17 protein-coding genes and 2 pseudogenes are annotated in these 19,616 nt (G+C 56.9%); 14 read left to right on the plus strand and 5 right to left on the minus strand.

Features of this window, described 5'->3' with window-relative positions; translation table 11 throughout:
- Positions 1–28 precede the first annotated feature (28 nt).
- The 6 genes and pseudogenes from AB0O97_RS16420 to AB0O97_RS16445 all read left to right on the plus strand — a co-directional run.
- Positions 29–2,002, plus strand: a complete 1,974-nt coding sequence (locus tag AB0O97_RS16420; protein ID WP_363884067.1) for a class I SAM-dependent DNA methyltransferase — start codon at positions 29–31, stop codon at positions 2,000–2,002.
- Positions 1,999–3,300 (plus strand): restriction endonuclease subunit S, encoded by a 1,302-nt coding sequence (locus tag AB0O97_RS16425; protein WP_363884069.1) that lies wholly within the window; start codon positions 1,999–2,001, stop codon positions 3,298–3,300. Before AB0O97_RS16420 ends, AB0O97_RS16425 begins: the two co-directional genes overlap by 4 nt.
- A gap of 1 nt (position 3,301) precedes the next feature.
- Complete coding sequence (locus AB0O97_RS16430; RefSeq protein WP_363884071.1) at positions 3,302–5,401, plus strand: DUF262 domain-containing protein; 2,100 nt, start codon at positions 3,302–3,304, stop codon at positions 5,399–5,401.
- Positions 5,398–5,745, plus strand: coding sequence for a hypothetical protein (locus AB0O97_RS16435; protein WP_363884072.1), 348 nt, complete (start codon positions 5,398–5,400; stop codon positions 5,743–5,745). Before AB0O97_RS16430 ends, AB0O97_RS16435 begins: the two co-directional genes overlap by 4 nt.
- 11 nt (positions 5,746–5,756) lie before the next feature.
- Positions 5,757–6,767 carry a type I restriction endonuclease gene (locus AB0O97_RS16440; RefSeq protein ID WP_363884074.1) on the plus strand — a complete coding sequence of 337 codons (1,011 nt, stop codon included), beginning with the start codon at positions 5,757–5,759 and terminating at the stop codon, positions 6,765–6,767.
- Between the two features lie 39 nt (positions 6,768–6,806).
- Positions 6,807–8,825, plus strand: a pseudogene (locus tag AB0O97_RS16445) (DEAD/DEAH box helicase family protein); the annotation flags it as partial.
- A 356-nt stretch (positions 8,826–9,181) separates the two neighbouring features.
- Here the strand turns inward: AB0O97_RS16445 and AB0O97_RS16450 are convergent.
- The 4 genes from AB0O97_RS16450 to AB0O97_RS16465 form a co-directional block, all read right to left on the minus strand.
- Entirely contained in the window at positions 9,182–9,373 is a 192-nt protein-coding gene (locus AB0O97_RS16450) for a hypothetical protein (protein WP_363884075.1), read from the minus strand.
- Positions 9,374–9,713: 340 nt separating this feature from the next.
- Complete coding sequence (locus AB0O97_RS16455; RefSeq protein ID WP_363884077.1) at positions 9,714–10,187, minus strand: hypothetical protein; 474 nt, start codon at positions 10,185–10,187, stop codon at positions 9,714–9,716.
- A gap of 9 nt (positions 10,188–10,196) precedes the next feature.
- Positions 10,197–10,676, minus strand: coding sequence for a helix-turn-helix transcriptional regulator (locus AB0O97_RS16460; RefSeq protein ID WP_363884079.1), 480 nt, complete (start codon positions 10,674–10,676; stop codon positions 10,197–10,199).
- A 59-nt stretch (positions 10,677–10,735) separates the two neighbouring features.
- Complete coding sequence (locus AB0O97_RS16465; protein WP_363884081.1) at positions 10,736–11,224, minus strand: hypothetical protein; 489 nt, start codon at positions 11,222–11,224, stop codon at positions 10,736–10,738.
- A 603-nt stretch (positions 11,225–11,827) separates the two neighbouring features.
- Between AB0O97_RS16465 and AB0O97_RS16470 the strand changes: the two genes are divergently transcribed.
- The 4 genes from AB0O97_RS16470 to AB0O97_RS16485 all read left to right on the plus strand — a co-directional run bounded on the left by AB0O97_RS16470 (position 11,828) and on the right by AB0O97_RS16485 (position 14,975).
- Complete coding sequence (locus tag AB0O97_RS16470) at positions 11,828–12,853, plus strand: DUF4192 domain-containing protein (RefSeq protein WP_363884083.1); 1,026 nt, start codon at positions 11,828–11,830, stop codon at positions 12,851–12,853.
- A gap of 43 nt (positions 12,854–12,896) precedes the next feature.
- Positions 12,897–13,133, plus strand: coding sequence for a glutaredoxin domain-containing protein (locus tag AB0O97_RS16475; RefSeq protein WP_363884085.1), 237 nt, complete (start codon positions 12,897–12,899; stop codon positions 13,131–13,133).
- Between the two features lie 458 nt (positions 13,134–13,591).
- Positions 13,592–13,813 carry a helix-turn-helix domain-containing protein gene (locus AB0O97_RS16480; protein WP_363884086.1) on the plus strand — a complete coding sequence of 74 codons (222 nt, stop codon included), beginning with the start codon at positions 13,592–13,594 and terminating at the stop codon, positions 13,811–13,813.
- A gap of 181 nt (positions 13,814–13,994) precedes the next feature.
- The gene (locus AB0O97_RS16485; protein WP_363884087.1) at positions 13,995–14,975 is read left to right on the plus strand and encodes a site-specific integrase; all 981 of its coding nucleotides are present in this window, start codon (positions 13,995–13,997) and stop codon (positions 14,973–14,975) included.
- A 238-nt stretch (positions 14,976–15,213) separates the two neighbouring features.
- Here AB0O97_RS16485 and AB0O97_RS16490 read toward each other — a convergent pair.
- Positions 15,214–15,421 (minus strand): annotated as a pseudogene (locus AB0O97_RS16490) (IS630 family transposase); the annotation flags it as partial.
- Between the two features lie 95 nt (positions 15,422–15,516).
- On the opposite strand from AB0O97_RS16490, the gene AB0O97_RS16495 reads away from it, so the two are divergent.
- The 4 genes from AB0O97_RS16495 to AB0O97_RS16510 all read left to right on the plus strand — a co-directional run bounded on the left by AB0O97_RS16495 (position 15,517) and on the right by AB0O97_RS16510 (position 19,128).
- A complete protein-coding gene (locus AB0O97_RS16495; protein ID WP_363884089.1) occupies positions 15,517–15,702 on the plus strand; it encodes a hypothetical protein in 186 nt (61 codons plus the stop codon).
- A gap of 647 nt (positions 15,703–16,349) precedes the next feature.
- Positions 16,350–16,691: a hypothetical protein gene (locus AB0O97_RS16500; RefSeq protein WP_363884091.1), complete on the plus strand. Its 342-nt coding sequence runs from the start codon at positions 16,350–16,352 to the stop codon at positions 16,689–16,691.
- Positions 16,692–16,773: 82 nt separating this feature from the next.
- A complete protein-coding gene (locus tag AB0O97_RS16505) occupies positions 16,774–17,652 on the plus strand; it encodes a DUF6804 family protein (protein ID WP_363884092.1) in 879 nt (292 codons plus the stop codon).
- Between the two features lie 381 nt (positions 17,653–18,033).
- Complete coding sequence (locus AB0O97_RS16510; RefSeq protein ID WP_363884094.1) at positions 18,034–19,128, plus strand: IS701 family transposase; 1,095 nt, start codon at positions 18,034–18,036, stop codon at positions 19,126–19,128.
- The last annotated feature ends 488 nt before the right edge of the window (positions 19,129–19,616 follow it).

Raw genomic sequence — 19,616 nt, forward strand, 5'->3', positions numbered from 1 at the left:
CCATGAACACGGGCGGGAATGGGGAGTAGTGGCAGGCAACAACAACGCCAACTTGGTATGGAGCATCGCGAATATTCTGCGGGGCACCTACAAACCGGCACAATACGGTTCAATCATCCTGCCATTCACCATCCTGCGCCGGTTGGACTGCGTCCTCGGAGACACCAAACGGCTCGTACTGGATGAGCAGGCCAAGAAGCAGCATCTGGGCATCCCGCTAGACACATTCTTGGAGAAGGCGTCGGGCCACAACTTCTTCAACACCTCCAAGTTCAGCTTTGAGAAGCTACTAGATGACCCCGCGAACATCAAGAGCAACGTGCTCAGCTACGTCCAGGCGTTCTCTGAAAACACCAGGGACATCTTCGAACGATTCGAGTTCGAGAAGACCCTGGAGAAGCTGGACCACGCGGATCTGCTCTATCACGTGGTCAAGGACTTCGCCGGGATCGATCTTCACCCGGACACCATCACCAATATTGAGATGGGCCTCATGTTTGAGGAACTCATTCGCCGCTTCGCCGAGTCATCCAACGAAACGGCTGGCGAACACTTCACCCCGCGTGAAGTTATCCAGCTTATGGTCCGCCTTCTCATCGATACCGAAGACGACGTGCTGACCAAGGACGGCATCGTCCGCAGCATCTACGACCCCACCGCCGGCACCGGCGGCATGCTCACCGTCGCCCAGGAACACCTCCGCGAATACAACCCCAGCGCCACGCTCGTTGCCTACGGCCAGGAAATCAACGACGAGTCCTACGCCATCTGTAAATCAGACCTGCTCATCAAGGGCCAGGACATCTCGAACATCTATGTCGGGGACACTCTTGCCAACGACCAGGCCGCCGGCAAGCAGTTCGACTTCATGCTCTCCAACCCGCCCTTCGGCGTGGAGTGGAAGAAAATCCAGCCACAGATCCTCAAGGAACATGAGCTCCATGGATTCGATGGACGCTTTGGCCCGGGCCTCCCTCGGGTCAGCGACGGCTCACTGCTCTTCCTGCTTCACCTGGTTAAGAAGATGCGCCCGGCCCACGACGGCGGCTCACGAATAGGCATCGTCTTGAACGGCTCGCCCCTGTTTACCGGTGGTGCCGGCTCCGGCGAGTCGGAAATCCGCAAGTATCTGCTGGAGAACGACTTTGTCGAGGCCATCATCGCCCTGCCCACGGACATGTTCTACAACACCGGCATCGCCACCTACATCTGGGTCCTGTCCAACAACAAGCGGCAGAAGCAGCCCGACCGTGTCGGCAAGGTCCAGCTCATCAGCGGCGTGGACTTCTTCCAAAAAATGCGCAAGAGCCTCGGCTCCAAACGCAAGGAACTGGGTCCCGACGACATTGCCACCATAGTCAGCCTCTATGGAAACTTCACCGGCGACGACGACACATCCAAGATCTTCAACACAACCGACTTCGGCTACCGCACCATCACCGTCGAACGCCCACTCAGGCTCAACTTCGCGTTCACCACCCAGCGCGTTGAAGCAGCACTTGCTGGCAAAGCGTTGGGAAAGCTGGATCCCGAAACCCGGGCCCGGCTTGAAGCTTGCCTCCGCGCCGCAACAGTGGGCGAGAAGAAGGATGTGGTCTACAAGAACCGCGACCAGTTCACCAAAATCCTCAAGGCTGCGCTCGTCGCTGAGAAGATCATACTGGCGACACCCATTCTCAAAGCGGTGCTGGCTGGCTTGTCGGAGCGGGACGATAGCGCCGACGTCTGTCTGAAGGGAAAGTCCCCTGAGGCGGATACGGACTTGCGCGATACCGAAAACGTGCCACACAACGAAGACATTCAGGAGTACTTTGCCCGCGAGGTGCTCCCCCACGTCCCCGACGCCTGGATCGATACAACCAAGACCAAAATCGGATATGAAATTCCGTTCACACGTCACTTCTACAAATACGTCGCTCCACGGCCACTCGATGAGATCGACGCCGAACTCAACACACTCATCGCCGAAATCACCATGCTCCTAGCCGAGGTCGAGAAATGACCGTCGTTAGCCAATGGAAAACTGACTTTCCCGTAGTTCGACTCAAGAATCTACTGGCGACACCCATCACCGATGGACCACACACAACACCGGAGTTTCTACCTAGCGGCGTACCGTTCCTATCCGTTGATGCTATCCAAAATGGCGAGCTAACATTCAATAAATGTCGATTCATATCCGCAAGTGATCATGCTGAGTTCACGCGCAAAGCGAGACCGCAAATTGATGATATTCTCATGGGGAAAGCCGCATCGACAGGAAAAATTGCACGCGTTAAGGAACCTCAAGAGTTCAGCATATGGTCTCCTTTGGCTATTATCAGAGTAAATCAGAAAATTGCTGAACCCCGATTTACTGAATATGTGCTCAAATCACCGGAAGTACAGTTTGAAATTGATGGATATTGCACCGAGAATACGCAGAAAAATATCAGCATGCGGGACATCCCTCGCATAACAGTGCCTTCACCTGCCTATTCCAGACAAATTCAGGTCGCTAACTTCCTCGACCGTGAAACCGCCCAGATCGATGACTTGATCGGCAAGCAGGAACGCCTTATCGCTCTCCTGGCCGAAAAGCGCCAGGCCGTCATCACCCAAACCGTCGCCAAAGGCCTCGACCCCGAGTCACCAACCAAACCGTCAGGAATCCCCTGGATTGGCGAGGTGAATGTCGAATGGGCAATTCGACCGCTGAAGACAGCCGGAGAAATCAACCTCGGAAAAATGATTCAACCTATGCCGAAGGCAAACAGTGATGTTCAAGCACCGTATTTACGCGCAGCCAACGTCCAGCCTGATGGCATCCTGACAGTCAAAGACGTCAAGGAAATGTGGTTCAACAAACGAGAGCTTGCCTCATTAGACGTACTAGCGGGCGATGTCGTCGTCGTAGAAGGTGGTATCGGCGGCTTCGGCAGGGCTGCTTTCGTAGACAAAGACTTGGGAGGGTTTGGGTACCAGAATTCAATCAACCGCATCCGCCCAAACGAAGGGGTGGACGGTCGACTCCTCACTTACTTGTTGCTCACCGCTCGTCAGTCGGGCTTCATCCATGCATATTGCACGGGTGTCTCGATGCCTCATCTGACTGCCGAAAAACTGGCCGTCATCCAGGTGCCATTGCCGGATCATGCCACACAGACTGCGATTTGCGATTTCCTCGACCAGCGTTTGAAATCATTCGCGCAGCTGTCATCCAAGGCCAGCAACGTGATCAGTATTCTTCAGGAGCGCCGATCAGCCCTCATTTCGGCTGCTGTCACCGGAAAATTCAACGTCTTATCCAAGGAGTTGTAGCATGAGCACGGTTTTCAAACCCGTCGGTTGGAAGGTCCAGGGACTCGTTGACTCTGTCGAGTCTGGTGTTGTCCAGCTGCCCGATCTACAGCGGCCCTTTGTATGGCCGAAGTCAAAGATCCGTGATCTGCTCGACTCAATGTATAGGGGTTATCCTGTTGGTGAGCTGATGTTCTGGAACGTGTCTCAGGAGGACTCATCCCGCACCATCTCCGGGGCCACTGGTCGAATCGGGTCACATCAGATCATTGATGGACAGCAGCGACTGACAAGCCTTTATGCCGTGTTTAAAGGTGCTTCGGTCAGGGATGCTGACTACAACAACAAGACTATGTCTGTAGCCTTCAATCCACTCACCGAAAAGTTTGAAGTAACTAACACGGCAATCGAAAAGTCGGCAGACTGGATCGGCAATGTGTCCGACTTCTTCGCAAACCCTTTCAAGGTGAGGAAATCCTACAAGAAGCGTTATGAGGAGGCTCGCGGTGAGCTTGGTGAGGACGAAGAAGAGTTGATTGAAGAACGCCTCGGGCGTCTGGAGGGCCTTCGCAACTATGAGTTTACGGTCGTCGAAATCCAGCCCGAGGCGGATAAGAAGATCGTTGCCGACATTTTCGTTCGAATCAATTCGGAAGGCGTGAGCCTGAAGGCATCCGACTTCATCCTGACGTGGCTCAGCGTCTTTTGGCCAGAGGGGCGTGAACAGTTGGAGGACTTCGCCAGAGACTCACGCCTCACACCCGAACGAGCGAGCGAGATCGCCGGTTATAGCGTCAAGTGGACGCCGATCAACAATTTCCTCGCGGTAGACCCCGGCCAGCTCGTCCGTGTTCTGGTAGCTGTTGGACAGAATCGAGCAAAACTGGGCGACGCCTACAATGCGCTTCAAGCCAAAGATCGCAGTACAGGTTTTGTTATCGCCGAACGCCAGGATTCCGAGCTCGCGAAGCTGCGGGCCGCACTCCCTGTGGTATTGAAAGAGCTACATTGGACAGAATTCATTCGATGCCTGGCCGTTGCGGGCTTCAAATCTAGAAAAATGGTCACCTCGGACATGAACATTCTGTCCAGTTACGCACTGTGGATTATGGGGCGCACTCGTTTCGGTGTTGACCTCACTGTCCTGCGAAACCTCATGGCCCGTTGGATATTCATGTCTCAACTGTCCGGACGCTACACCGGTAGCGCAGAAACGCAGCTTCAGAAGGATCTAGATCGTTTGACTGCCATCGATGGAAACTTGGCTGCAGACTTCGTTTCAACACTGGAAACTGTCATTGCCTCGGAGCTGTCGGACGATTTCTGGTCACTTCGTATGCCAGACTCTCTGATCTCGTCGTCGGCGGCACTTTCACCTGCCTACCAAACTTACCTCGCAGCACTCAATATCCTCGACGCAGACATGTTTATGCTGGACAACAAGATTCAGCAGTGGATGGACCCGTCGTTCCCAGCCCTGAAGGGGACCGAAGGGCATCACCTCAACCCGCGCAAGTACCTAGAAAACGTGTTGGGAGTCAGGGACCTCAAGAAAATCAACCAAGTTGCCAACTTCGCTCCAACAGACTGGAGCACGAACATCTGGATATCCGATCGTCAGCCCGCCGAGTACTGGCCAGCGCTGGTTGCTGTACGCGGATTCGATGGCGATAGGCTTCGCCAACAGATGTTCTGGCATGCCCTGCCCGATGACTGGCAATCGATGGGATATGACGAGTTCCTGCAGGAGCGGCGCATTTTGATGGCCCAGGTAACCCGTGCCGGCTATGAGCGGCTCAGAGCTGGACAATCCGTAGCTTCTCCCATCACTATAAGCGTGCATGCGGCCACACGCCCGGAAACTAATGTAGGTGACCTGATCGAAGCAGGTGTCTTGTCTGCGGGTGAATTTCTGTGCCCCGGAGACGACTCCATTCGGATGCGAGCCGAGGTGACTGACGACGGAGTAGTCGTCATCGACGGCCACGAGTTTTCGACTCTTGACGCCGCAGCGCATCATGCTGGGGCGGACAATGTTGCCGGGGTCGATTTCTGGCAGTTGGACAGCGAAGACGGTAACCAGCTGTCCGTTCAGGATCTGATGAAGAGGTCGTCACGATGAACACGGAACTTGCTCGCCATGGGACCACGTACTACTTCCGTCACCGGAGCTGCGAACTAGAGGGCCGCTTAGTCAGTGAGGGGATGCTCGTCATTGCCGGTTCGTCGGCGCGCAAGGACCCGAGACTGGGAGCGCCCGAAACCATCATTCATCGCCGAAGCCGCCTCCTTTCGGAGGGCGCTGCGAAGGTCGAGTTCGATCGATTCGTCCTCGCGCACGACCATGTTTTTGCTACTCCGTCCCTGGCGGTGGATTTGATGAACGGGGGTCATGTGCGCGAACCATTAAAGTTGTGGCGGGATGCCCACGGGGGAACGCTGCAGGAAATTCTTGGAACCGAGTAGGGGAACTCACCATGGCACAGCACAACGAATCAGCGTTTGAGACCGAGATCTGCCAGGCACTGCAAGACGATGGATGGCTGTATTCGCCGACCGACGACGGCTATGACCGGGAGCGGGCGCTGTTCCCTGCGGATGTGTTTGGCTGGATAGAGGACACCCAGCCGGAGCAGCTGGCCAAGGCGGTCAGGCCTTCGGACTCCCCTGCCGAGCAGGAGGCCGCGAAACTGCTGCTGATGACTCGCCTGTGCAAGGTGCTGGACAAGCCCGCCACGAAGGAAGCTGGCATGCTCTCTGTACTGCGCACGGGGTTCAAAGACGTTTCGGCGAAGTTTGATATGTGCCAGTTCAAGCCAGCCATGGGGCTAAACCCGGACACTCTTCTACGCTATGGCAAGGTTCGACTGAGGGTGATGCGCCAGGTGCACTACTCGACATCGAATCAGAACAGCATCGACCTGGTCTTGTTCGTCAACGGCCTGCCGGTGGCAACCATTGAGCTGAAGACGGACTTCACACAGAACATCACCGACGCCGTCGAGCAATACAAGCACAACCGGCTGCCCCGGGACGCCAAGACCAACAAGGAAGAGCCCCTGCTGGCCTTCGGCCGGCGGGCGCTGGTGCACTTTGCCGTCAGCAATGACGAAATCCAGATGACTACCCATCTAAAGGGCAAGGACACATTCTTCCTTCCTTTCAACCTGGGCGACGACGGGCACAAGGGCAACCCCGTCAATCCTCAAGGATCGCGCACCAGCTACCTCTGGGAACAGGTCCTCCAACGCGACACTTGGCTGGGCATCCTGGGCAAATTCCTGCACCTTCAGGTCAGCGACACCACTAACCCTGTTACGGGCGAGCGTGACGTCCGCAAGTCACTGCTATTCCCGCGGTACCACCAGCTGGACGTCGTCACCAAGCTCGTGGACACGGCCCGCCTTGAAGGTCCTGGACACAAATACCTGGTCCAGCACTCCGCCGGCTCCGGCAAAACGAACTCGATCGCCTGGACAGCACACTAACTCAGCACACTTCACAACACCAAAGACGCGAAGGTCTTCGACTCGGTCATTGTCGTCACAGACCGCACGGTCTTGGACACCCAGCTGCAGGATGCGATATATCAGATCGAGCACAAGTCCGGAGTCGTGGTGCCCGTCTGCGGCAACGCCGGCTCCAAGTCCGCAGAGCTGACCACCGCATTGGTGGCCAGGACTCCAATCATTATCGTCACCATCCAAACCTTTCCGTTTGCACTGAAGGCCATCGCTGAGTCGAAGGCGTTGGGCGGGAGGAACTTCGCCATCATCGCCGACGAGGCGCACTCCTCCCAGGCAGGTGCGACGGCGAACAAGCTCAAGCAGGTGCTCTCAGCCGAAGAACTGGCGGATGTATACGACGGCGGCGAGATCGACGTCGAGACGCTCCTGCTTGCAGAGATGGCCGATCGTGCCGATGCGAAGAACATCAGCTACTTCGCGTTCACAGCCACCCCCAAAGAAAAGACACTGGAACTCTTCGGGCGCAAGGGACCAGACGGGCTGCCGCAACCTTTCCACCTGTACTCGATGCAACAAGCGATTGAGGAACGCTTCATCCTAGACGTGCTGCAGAACTACACTTCCTACAAGGTGGCATACAAGTTGGCGCACCAGGGCCGCGAATACGACTCCGAAGATTCTAAAGTGGAGAAATCCGAGGCGCTCAAGACACTCATGAAGTGGGTGAAACTCCACGAGCACAACATCGCCCAGAAAGTTGCTCTGATCGTTGAGCACTTCAGCGACAATGTCGCCTGGCGCCTGGATGGCAAAGCGAAGGCCATGGTGGTTACCGGCTCCCGCATGGAGGCAGTGCGGTACAAGTTGGCCATCGACAAGTACATTGCCGAAGCCGGCTACGTCGGTCTGGGGACCCTGGTCGCGTTCTCCGGCGAGGTAGTCGACACCGACTCAGGCCCCGAGCCATTCACCGAGCACAACATGAACGATGGGTTGAAGGGCCGCACCCTGCCGGAAGCATTCGCTTCCACGGATTACCGCATCATGCTGGTGGCCAACAAGTTTCAGACCGGGTTCGACCAGCCTCTGCTCGTGGCCATGTATGTGGACAAGAAGCTCTCCGGTGTTTCCGCCGTCCAGACCCTGTCCCGCCTTAACCGGACTGCCATCGGCAAGGACCAAACCTTTGTGCTGGACTTTGTCAACGACCCAGCCGACATCCTGGCTTCATTTGAACCATATTTCCGGCAAGCAACCATCGAGTCGATATCGGACCCGAACGTCGTCCATGACCTGCAGGCAAAACTCGACGCCGCGCAAATCTACACAGATTCCGAAGTGGAAGGACTGGTCAAGGCGTACCTCACTGAGTCCGGAAACAACGCCCTCTCAGGTTGGGTGGCCCCGGCCAAGTCTCGGTTCAATACCCAATACAACGCTGCGGTCGCAAACGGCGACACCACCAGTCGGGACAGTTTGGACCAATTCCGCAAAGATCTGGGCTCGTTCATCCGCGCGTACGACTTCCTCTCCCAGCTCTACGACTACGCTGAGACGGATCTGGAAAAGCGCTCCATCTATTTCAAGCACCTCCTTCCCGTCTTCCGCGTAAACGATGCCAGGGTACAGCTGGACCTCTCCGAGGTCGTACTGGCGAAGTACGCACTCAAAGACAAGGGCACCACTACCCTTGAGCTCTCCGGCGACGGAGAACCACTCAAGCCCCTGACGGATGTGGGGACAGGTACGGCCAAGGATCCGGTAATGGCCACCTGGGCGGACATCATCCAACAAGCCAACCTTCCCTTCGAAGGTGAGAAGCTTGATGCCGTTGCCCACTTTGTCGACGGCGTGAAGCGCGAGCTCGTCAAAAACACCACCCTGCAAACTCAGGCACGCAACAACTCACACCAGCACTTCCGCAGCAGCCCCGACTTGGCCCACGCCGTCACTTCGGCTGTGTCGGATGCACTCGACAGCCATACCAGCCTCAGTCTGCAGGCCCTCGGCAGCAAGGACAAGATGAAGGCGCTCCTGGAGATGCTGAGCTCACTGGTCTATGAAGAACTGCAAAGTTAGGAATGAAGCCATACCATCACGCTTCAAACGGGTGTATCCAGTACTCTGGGCGAAACTAATTCTCAACCCAAGAGTATGTCGTCATGGAAATGTCGCCCACATTTCCTTCACAATATTCTTGACGCTCATCATGAAAGCGGCAGCAATCGTCGGCCCGGACGATGCGGTTTACCGCAACAGAGGACCCCTTAAGGAATCTTCATGGAAGTGCGTGAAGTACGGTGCTAAATGCGCCTTATTCGGACCGAGCGCGTGAGAAGTATTTGGCGAGGACCCTACTGCTTCGCCTCAGCATATAACGCGGGGCATGGCCACTGCTTCGCCAACAACCCACAACTACAGGCGATGTAGTTCCTCTAGGCGGGAATATGATCCCACGTTGCGCCATATGCATCCGGTGACTTCTGTACGTCTTGGTAGAAGTCCCAACCCTGATCTCTACTGGTAAAGACCTTCTCATAGGTCTTCCCGCTCTCCTCCACGGACCTCCACGTGACTCGATACTTCAGGCTCGAGTCTTCATAGCCACTGGTCGGTTCGTGTCTCATGTTTCATGCTCCCTTTTGCGTGTGGTGCGACCTTAGCATGTTCATTCTTAGCCGTCGAACGGAAAGGCGAAGCGGAAAGCGCGACATGATCCCGCAGTGGAGGGCGCATAGCCTGTTCCAAATTTCTTCGTGAATGAATTCACGCTACACGGAGGTTGTGCGATCATGACGCCGCCAGTGAGAGATTCAAGTCTCTCGGCTGAGGTGTGCCAAGCCTTGAAGCCCTGGCCTAAAGGCTTGGCTAAAATAGCTGCACAACCACATCACGCTAGGTCTGCGCGTACAGCAGTACTGATATTTACTATCAGATGGAAAATATGGCTTCAACATCACCCACCATTCAGGCCGGCCGCACCACGTCACTACCACGATCATCTTGAGGCTCTTCCGGGTGAGCAGAATCGGGGCGCTCGGAAAATTCGTGAACCTCAGCCAATGGAGGTTCCAAAGGTAAATCCATCTCGAGCTGAGCAATAGCTAAGAGCGCCTGCACCTGTGTTCGAGCCATATCGTACATCGTCGCGAGGGCATACGATTCCCTGATGACCTGAGCAAGTTTCTTGCGTGTCTTCGGCTCTGCAGCACCGCCGCCCCAAAATAGACTCCCAGCGATGGTGACCGTCGCTGAGGCATCATCTTCTGCGGCATGTAGCGTTGCAACAACAACACGTGATCCGTCTTCTTCTCCTGCCTCATCGAACGACGCAAACCAGGTGAGATGACGATCTAGATTGCCCGTCCCAGCAAATGCTTCCAACGCCAGGAAGCGAGGGCCCGACAAGCTGAAGCGCGCACGAGCGTCTGTTTTCGGCACGTATGTTTCCTATCTCTTGCCAGTGAGGAACTTTTTTGCGGTGTCGTGGTAGAGACGGTCTTGCACGGGGGAATCCGTATCGACAGCTACCTTAACGTCCATGAACCCAACCCTACCGACCATCAAGTGCCAACTTCCCTGCTTTTTACCAGTGCAATTTGCCAGGTCTGCGTGCCATTGATCCAAAGCTCGTTCTTCGAACGACTCCCGCCCCTGGGCTTCGGCCGTGACTGTGTGCGCAACAAACGCGCGAATGGCCAAGGCGTAGCGTCGCACCGTGGACAACTTGGGGTCGGCGTCGTAGCGTTCAAAGGCGGCCACAGCCGGACGGCTGATGCCCAGTCGAGTGGCCACATCTTGCTGCGTCATTGTTCTACGACGAAGTTCGACAAGCTCTGAAAGTAACTGGTCATCCTCCTGCACGAGATCGTTCGCCAGGCGCTGGACGGGGTCGGAATTATCGATTCCGAGGAATTCATCGAGATCCATTTTCGAATCCTCTCGCTAAGACATCTCTGATGTCAGCTATACCTTACCTTCTATCGAGCTTACCGAAGTCCCCAGCGATGAGAAAGACCTGTGATGTAACGATCACTAGCACAGTCAATATGTTCGTCCTGGAGGTTCAGGCCTGCCTCATTTGCTGGTACCCGTCCGAACTTTAGACCCAGCAAGAGCCTCTGGTCTTGAGGAGGTTCAGCAAAATAAAGTCGATACTTGTAACCAGCTGGTTCCGTGACGCCGTCCTCAAACTCCTCAAAACTCCGATAGGTCAGACGAAGTTCACAAAGGTCAGGCTCCCGCCAGATTCCGCTCACGTCGTCCTTCTCACCGAACCGAAGCTTCCCGTTCATGGCGGCCTGAAGCATCTGCCTTATCTCGGCTTTCACCAAAAGGCCCCCTTCAGAGCCAGTGCCATCGGTCAGAGCATGAATTTCTGCCCGAACCAGAGCCAACCCGCGCGGGTCATGGTAGAAGTGCCAGTACCCGCCGTCCTCGGTTGCCCGCCGACCTCGGGGGTCATCACCGACAGTCATTCATACTCCATTCGTTGATTATTGCCTGCCAATGTGGGGATAGCAAAAGCAACGTATGCCTCACGGACTTTCTCCGGTTCGTCCTAAATGTAACGAACACGGGGCCAGCAATGCTCGGTCCTTACGAAAGAAACGGTGTCCGGGTGCAAGACCCGCCCTCCCTGCCATGCTCCCGACTGACCCAGCAGTCATCGTACGAACGGTCATGTCGTTCGGCACCTCCGGCACCATGAACAAGCATGAAGGCGGAAACTGAAGCCGCCGACGTAAATCGTCTGAACACATGAGGGTCAGCACATGTCAGCATCTTGGTGGATGGACCTGTATGGACACATGCCGAACCACGTTGTGCCTTCTGGTACTCCATCATCGCTGGGCGGGCCCTCCACGCAACCAGGGCGCTGCGCGCCGGTCCCTCCTCCAAAAATTCTTCCTCGGCGCTCCTGCGTCGCTTATTTCCTCGAAACAATTTTTGACCCGTGCCCGGTACCCCAAGTTGCCCTCCGGCCCCTAAACCCAGCGGTGATTCCTCTTACCAGAAGGCACCAACAGAGCAGGCGGCCGCGAACACCCAGCCACCGATCACCGAAGAGGAGCAGGACAATGGAACCGATCAGAATCAGCAGCCCGGCCGACGCCATCAGCTACATGGGCCACAGCCTCGGCTACTGGCCGAAGGAAAGCCTCGTCTGCGTCGCCCTCGACGGCAAGACACTAGGCCCAACCCTCCGCGTAAACCTCCCCAACACCACAGACCACGGTCAGAGCTACGCCGAACGCGTCGCCCACGCCGTCGGCATCGACCACGACGCCACCGCCGTCCTCATCGCCCTGTTCACCCACCAACCATGGGGCAAAGGACACCCAAAGCCCTTCGCCACAATGGTTCAAGGACTCAAGCGTCGGCTCTTAGCTGCCGGGCTACGCGTCCATGACGTGTGGATCGTCGGCCCCGAATCCTTCGCCACCTATGACGGCGCCAACCCCTCCTCCTGTGGCAACGAGACCCCGCTGACTGCCATTGAATCCTGCCTCCTGAACACCGAGCTGGTCTACCAGGGCAGCAGCGTCGCACAGAGCGACACACCTGCCATCCCCGAGTTGTTCACCGCCGTCGACCACGACGCCATCGAAGCAGCCCTTCAGAACATGTCCACCAACCCCAGCAAGAGCCTTGACGCGGCCTACCGCCTGTGGATGAAGCTCATCGACCACGGTGGCGAACCCACCCATGACCAGTTGGCCGAGATCCTGGCCGGGCTGCAGCACGTCGGACTCCGCGACCAGATCCTGGCCGACATGCCCGGCATCAACGAACCCATGGCCGCCACCCTCTTCGGCGCCACGGACGAAGCCCCGCAATGGGACCGGATCGACAACTCGGAAAAGCTGCTGCGACAGCTGCTCACCATCGCCGCCCCAGCTCACGCGGCAGCCCCGTTGACGATGCTCGGACACATCTGCTGGTGGAAGGGCAGGGGAACGGCAGCCGCGAACTACATGCACGTCGCCCTCACCTTCGACCCCGACTACCACCTGGCCAGACTCCTGGATCAACTGCTTGGCGCCGGCGTCGTCTCCGGCTGGGCGCAACACCAGAACACCGCATACCGGAACCACAACCAGTGAGCCCCAAGATCCAACACCAGACGCAGAGAGTGAGGTGAGGACAATGAACGTCACGGTCTACAGCAAGCCAGGCTGCCAACAATGCAAGTTCACCTGCCTGTCCCTGGACCATGCCGGGATCCCCTACGACGTTGTCGACCTGACCACCAACGCCGCCGCCCTCGAATACGTCCAGGACCTCGGCTACTCCCAAGCCCCGATCGTCGTGGTCAGCGACCACCACCATTGGTCAGGATTCAACCCCACCGAAATCGAACGGCTCAAGCACGCGATCCAATAATCACCCCCTAAGCAGGAGATCCCGTGCCGCATGAAAACCTCATGCGGCACTTCCCTGCGCCACCACCAACCCGCCAATTCCCGTCCATATCACCGCCACCCAGATCCCTTCGCCAAGTCAATTTCCTGAGCAAATTCACCCCGAGTTACCGTGCTGCTGGCGCTACAAAAAATCCCTTCACACTTCTGGCACCGAAGCGGGTTGCCGTCACGGCCAGCGTGACGGCAAGTCATGGAGTCACCGGGTCGGATCGCTATGAAGAGGTATGACCAAGCAAACCGGCCCCGACTGCAACACCAGGTTCACTCCCGCCAGCAACCTGCAGCTCTTCCGCGTGCCGCGCCACCATATGTGGTGAGGTGAACGCCGTCGTTCTTCTGACATGGCAACGGCAGTCATGTAGTTTCAGTGCTTTTCCCCATGGACAGTTGTAGGTCCACGTTGAACAGGAGAAGCCGATGAGCGACCAAACTAGCCACGTCCCGTCCACCGCAGCAATCTCGGAGGAATGGCTGACCCCACGGGATATCTGCCGGGAACTGCAAATCCCCGAGCAGACCTTCTACCAGTGGCGCGTCAAGCACCTCGGGCCACGAGCACACCGGATTGGCCGGCATCTGCGCATCAGCCGGAGCGATCTGAATGAGTGGCTCGCAACAACAGAAGATCACTTTGCCTAGAGCACGCTTGCCGTTGGGAACTTGGGGGCAGATCACCCGCAAGCAACTCAAGCCAAAGACTTGGCGGGCCCGCGCCAAGTTTCGCTCCTTCGACGGTGCAGTCCGCCGATACGAAGCCTGGGGGCCGTCTGGCCCAAAGGCAGAGGCGGCACTGATTCACAAACTCACGCTTTTAGTCCCGGTGAATGAGGATGAGATCGGACCGGAGATGCAGCTGCGCGAGCTCTCGCGGATTTGGTGGGCGGAGTTTGAAGACCTCGGCAGGGCCGCCAATACGAGCAAACGATACCGAGAGCTCCTGGACACGCATATCTTGCCGGGCACCGGCGAGTTGACGATCAGGGAAGCCAACGTCAATTCCCTCGACCGGTTCCTCAAGACGATTCGCACCAATAGTGGCGCCACGACAGCGAAGATGTGCAAGACCATCCTGTCTGGGATGCTCAGCCTCGCGACGAGGCACGGCGCGATCAGCGCAAACCCTCTACGGGAAGTGGCCAAGATCCCCATCGTGGTGAAGGAAGTCCGAGCCCTCACCCTGGAGGAGGTCATCGCCCTCCGTAAGGGCGTGTACGAGTGGCAGCAGCCGACCGGGCGCCCCAACGGGCTGCATGAAAAGGACATACTGGACGTCGTCGACATTATGCTGGCCACCGGCGCCCGCATCGGCGAAGCCCTAGCCATTCACTGGGCCGATGTAGATCTCGAGACCGAAAAGCCGACGTTGACTATTAATGGGACCGTCATCAAGGTCAAGGGGACCAGTGGTTTGCAAATTCAAGACCATCCGAAGAGTTCCAACTCGCGGCAGCGCTACTTCCTGCCGTCGTTTGCCGTAGAAATGCTGCGCAAACGTCAAGCCGATACGGCCCGTAGCAACGACCTTGGCCTAGTTTTCGCCTCCAGCGTGGGAACGATCCGGGATCCGAATGGATTCCGGAAGCAATGGCGCGAGGTTCGAGAAGCCCTCGGATACGACTGGGTTACGCCGCACACGTTCCGGAAGTCGGTGGGTACGATCCTCGCCAACACCCAGGGTATTGCCGCCGCCACTGCCCAGCTCGGCCACTCAGATGAAAAGATCACCAGCAAACACTACGTTCAGAAGACACATGAGGCTCCGGACCATACAGAGGTGTTGCAGGCGTTCGGTGACGGGTGAAGTCAAAAACTGCTGATGGAACCACCGCAGATTCTTGCTTCAACCCGCTTACGGCTTCGAGGGCAGATGCCACCGTCACATGCTGAAGTAGATTGAAGAATTTCGAGGATTCCCCGAGTCGAGGGTCGGACTGCGCCAGAATCTATTGTTCTCGCACAGGCAAGGAAAGCATCTTGGTGGTTCAACTTAGACGTGTCACCACAGAGCACCCTCAAATCGACTCAGCTAGTGTAGTGCCTCAGGTTTGCTTGACGGATTGGAGGGCCACGCGGCCGCAGGAGACTTTCGCGAGGATGGATTCCGCGGTCGCGGTCCAGATCAGTCGCGTCGGGTTCTCGTTGCTGATGCAGAGTGGAGGACTCAGCGGCGCAGGGCCTTCTACGTCAGGTCCCGGAACGAGCGTTCAACCAGGTCGACGAAGTTGGAGTAAAGAGTAAGTTGAACCGGCGGGCAGGCAGACGCATCTCCTCCTGGCTGGTTCGGGCCCGCCGGGCTCGGATATAGTCAGTGAAGCGCAAATGAAGATCACTTAAGGAGAGTTGTGGGGACGAACACCGGGAATGGCCACCGCAAAGGTCAGCAGAAGGATCGCTACCAGCAGGAGAACCTCCTGACGAAGTTGTTTGATCTCTTCGATGGCAATGGCAACTACCTCCGTAGCAAGAAGTCCGAGGGCAAGTTCAAGGGCGTGGAAACACGCAAGACAAAGAAGCCGCCGCGCGGCTGATCAGGAGCGAACGGTGGGTAACTGTGAGAACTGCAACCGGCCGCTCTACGACGCCGATCTCACCCTGCCCTGAGAGGACGTCGACAACAAGTATGCTTACGCGACCTGCAAGTGCGACAACGACACTGACGCGTACGGATGCGGAGAGGACCAACAAGGATGTTCGGACTGTTCGGCCGTAAGGCCAAGACGGCTAGGAAATGGAAGAAGCCGTGGAAGATGCGGATGTACGATCTCCGTCACCCCGTTAGGAGCCGGCGGGCGAAGGCCTTCGTCAGGGACGCCAGGCGCAAAGGGTGGATCTAGTAGTCAATTTGTGGTGCGTCGCCCGCAGGCGAGGTGGGCGATTCTGATGAGTGACCCTTCTATTCACGTATTGTGTCCGGCCGGACGGCTTCTCAGATCAGGCTTCGCTATTCAATGGTGGCGACGCGAGCCTTCAACAACTCACGGTAAGCGCAGCGCAGTCATCGTTTGCAGATCGCAATTGGCGAGGTACACCATTGATGCGCCATTAAGTCCTCTGGACGATCCTTCCGAAGCGTTTTGAATATCAGGGCCAACAGCAATAGGTCATGTGGCTTCCGCCTTGCTGGAACCGAACCAGTAATCTGAGATTTAGAAACCACACAACTAGGGGGACCCTCATGACATCAACACCTACCTGCAAGCCGTGGTGCGATGATCATCAGCACGATGAAATCAGCGAGTGCTATACACGCTTCTGCGTTTTCCAAGATGGTGCAGAAGACGATGAGGAATCTAAGTACGGGCCAGGCCCTCTTGGTGCGGTCTTCCAGCAGCCCAAAGAAATTGGCCGAATATTTCTAACTGTCATGGAAGATGAAGAAGATGAAAGGCCTAGGGTGGAAATCGAGTTTTTTGAAACTGGAAACTTCACTGATGCCACTGGATGGCTGCATCTGGATTCAAGGGGGCTGAGGGACATCCACGCGCAACTGGGTGCCGTATTGAAAAATTTCGGCTAGTTGTGTGTGGTGCGTGCTGCCAGACATTGACTACCAAGGCGGCACGACCTGCGACGGTGCTCGACTATCTTTCCTCTGACAAATGAAATTGGGAACCATGACCCTTGAGCGTGAACTGACACGTTTCGCGTCAGCAGAATTGCTGCGATCGGCTCATCCCAAGGTGGCAAAGAAGGTCGTAAAAGTTCTGATCGCTAGAAGTTCTGAGCCCATACTTCTCCTGCGGTACTCAGATTTTGTTGGATGGATCAGGATTACCGGCTCTGAGGCCGTATTACGTTACGGCAACATGCTCACAGGCACGGTTTCAAAGCGGCTTCGCATGAACACCCTGAACCAGAAAGGTGGGCGCAAGATGGTCAAAGCAATTAGTGCGGCGATCCACGAAGTCCAGGCGGACGGATCAACTCCAGCGCCTCCCATCCGTGAGGCACTGCAATTCATTCGTACCAACGACTCGAAGTTGAAGCCGAAACTCCCCATTGAAGCGTCCAGAACTCCCCCACTGACACCCAACCGTCAAATGACAAAATCAGATCCACCGCACGTCGTCAACCGGCCGGTACATGGTCTCGAACGCCACCCCGCGGCGTCTGGTTTCACAGAAAACGACCTCAACGGTGTTCGGCTCGCGACCGTCTACCCGGCAGCCGTACCGGCCGTGGTCGGAGCCTTCTTCATGTTCCTGGCTGTCGTCGGCGGACCTTACGAGATGTTCGTTGTGGTCCGCTGCGTAGTCACTGCGATGGCCATCTGGACGGCAGTGGTGGCTGGAGGACTGCAAAGAACTGCCTGGACCATTATTTTTGTTCTCACCGCGATCCTCTTCAATCCGCTAATACCCGTACACGCCACACGTGAATTCTGGGCACCCATCGACCTTGCAGGTGTGGTTCTCTTCATCGTCGCCGGCGTGAAACTTCTTGCGTCCAAACCAGCCGTCGGGATGAAGTCGACCTAGACGCCTACCTCGGCGACTTCGTACTCACCGATGGTTAAATTCGCAAAGCTATCAACCTTGGACCTTCTTTACCGCGGCGACATTGAGTCAACCCTGAGTCGTCACGTCCATGGTGGCGCCATCCTATTTGTGGCCACGATCGACTTGTTGGATTTGTCGCCACTGTGTGTGCAGATGCGAACAGCTGTATTCAAATACCTGACGGGAACCCTCTGTGTGTTCCTCCAGGTACTCCTAGTACTACAGTCGCGTTTATTTTTGGTCACGTCGGCGGTCTAAACGGACTTCGGCCCGGAATCCTGTTAATCATGTTGGGTGAGCGATGATATTTGGGTGGCAGAGATACAAGAATGGGTTCAGGGCCTTGAGGAAATCCGGTGATTGATCGGGGGCGAGTTCGCCCGTACCGAGCCGAGGAACAACGCGGTCAGCTACATCCGTGGGTTGATCTCGGATGAGGAACGGAAGAACTCTTGGACCTTGTCGGAGCGGGCCGGGCAGGGCACTCCGGATGGGATGCAGCGGTTGCTTTCGACTACGGACTGGGACCCGGATAAGGTCCGGGATGCCATGTTTGGTTACGTGAAAAAGTACCTTGGCGATGTGAAGGGGATCCTGGCGATTGATGAGACCGGGTTCCTGAAAAAAGGAACCGCCTCGGCCGGGGTCGCCCGCCAGTACTCGGGCACTGCCGGGAGGGTGGAGAACTGCCAGATCGGGGTGTTTCTGAGTTACGCAACTCCGGCGGGGCGGACGTTCCTGGACCGGGAACTGTACCTGCCCACGGCCTGGATGGATGACCCTGCGCGGTGCAAGAGCGCGGGCATCCCGGAAGAACGGGTCATGGCCACCAAACCCGTGCTGGCCGGGGACATGATTGAGCGAGCCCTAGATGCCGGTATTGAGGCTGAATGGACCACCGGGGATGCTGTTTACGGCCAACATTCCGGGTTACGCCGCCACCTGGAAGCCCGCGGTATGCACTACGTTATGGCTGTGCCGATGAACCAGCGCGCCATCACCCCAGCACAGGGCTCCTTGGGTGTTGAGGGGCGGACTGATGAGCTCTTCGCCGCCCTGGACGGACGTGCCTGGCGCACCCGCACCGCTGGCACTGGAACCAAGGGCGAGAGATTGTATTCATGGGCAAGGATCCGCATTACCGGCCCCGCCGAGACCGGCGAGCACTGGCTGCTGGCCCGCCGCTCGATGAAGGACCCCAAAGACTTGACCTACTTCATCTGCCACACCCCGGAAAACGTCACCGTGATCGAGCTGGCCCGAGTTGCCGGGGCCCGCTGGTCCATTGAGGAAACGTTCCAAACCTCCAAAGGCGAAACAGGGCTCGACCACTACCAAGTACGCCAGTACACCGGCTGGTACCGGCACATCACCCTGTCCATGTTCGCCCACGCCTTCCTCAGCGTCATCCGCTCAAAAAGGGGGGCCCAGACCCAGGCGCCGAGCAGCTGGTAAGGCTTTCACTGCCCGAAATCAGACACCTCATCACCCGCATTGCCTGGCGCCAGCAATCAGGCCCCAACCACATCATCCATTGCTCGCTCTGGCGCCGACGACACCAATACCGCGCCCAGCAATGCCACTATAAAGCCCGCGGACAAACCCCACAAACGAGACTGTAGTACTAATAGGTCGAGTCAGACCTTTGCTCGTCGAGTAATCCCGGGTCGTCTTTTATATCGTGTCTGCTATGGCTGCTGATCCGCTCGATTACTAACCATAGTGCCATCGCTCTTCACCTTCGTGTTGGCGGATCTTGGCAAAGGACTGTGGTCTGGTCAATCCGTCTCTGGGCCCCGGGACGTAATAATTGATGACGAAATCCTGAAAGTGTTATTCGTGTCCTAGTGTCAAGCCCCGGGTTTGGTGGAGGGTTTATTAGACCCGTTCCATCGTTTTGATGGCGGGCAGGTTTGAGTAGTAATTGGTTTCTGCTTCCACGG

It is taken from the genome of Specibacter sp. NPDC078692, assembly GCF_040686835.1.
Classification (GTDB): domain Bacteria; phylum Actinomycetota; class Actinomycetes; order Actinomycetales; family Micrococcaceae; genus Specibacter.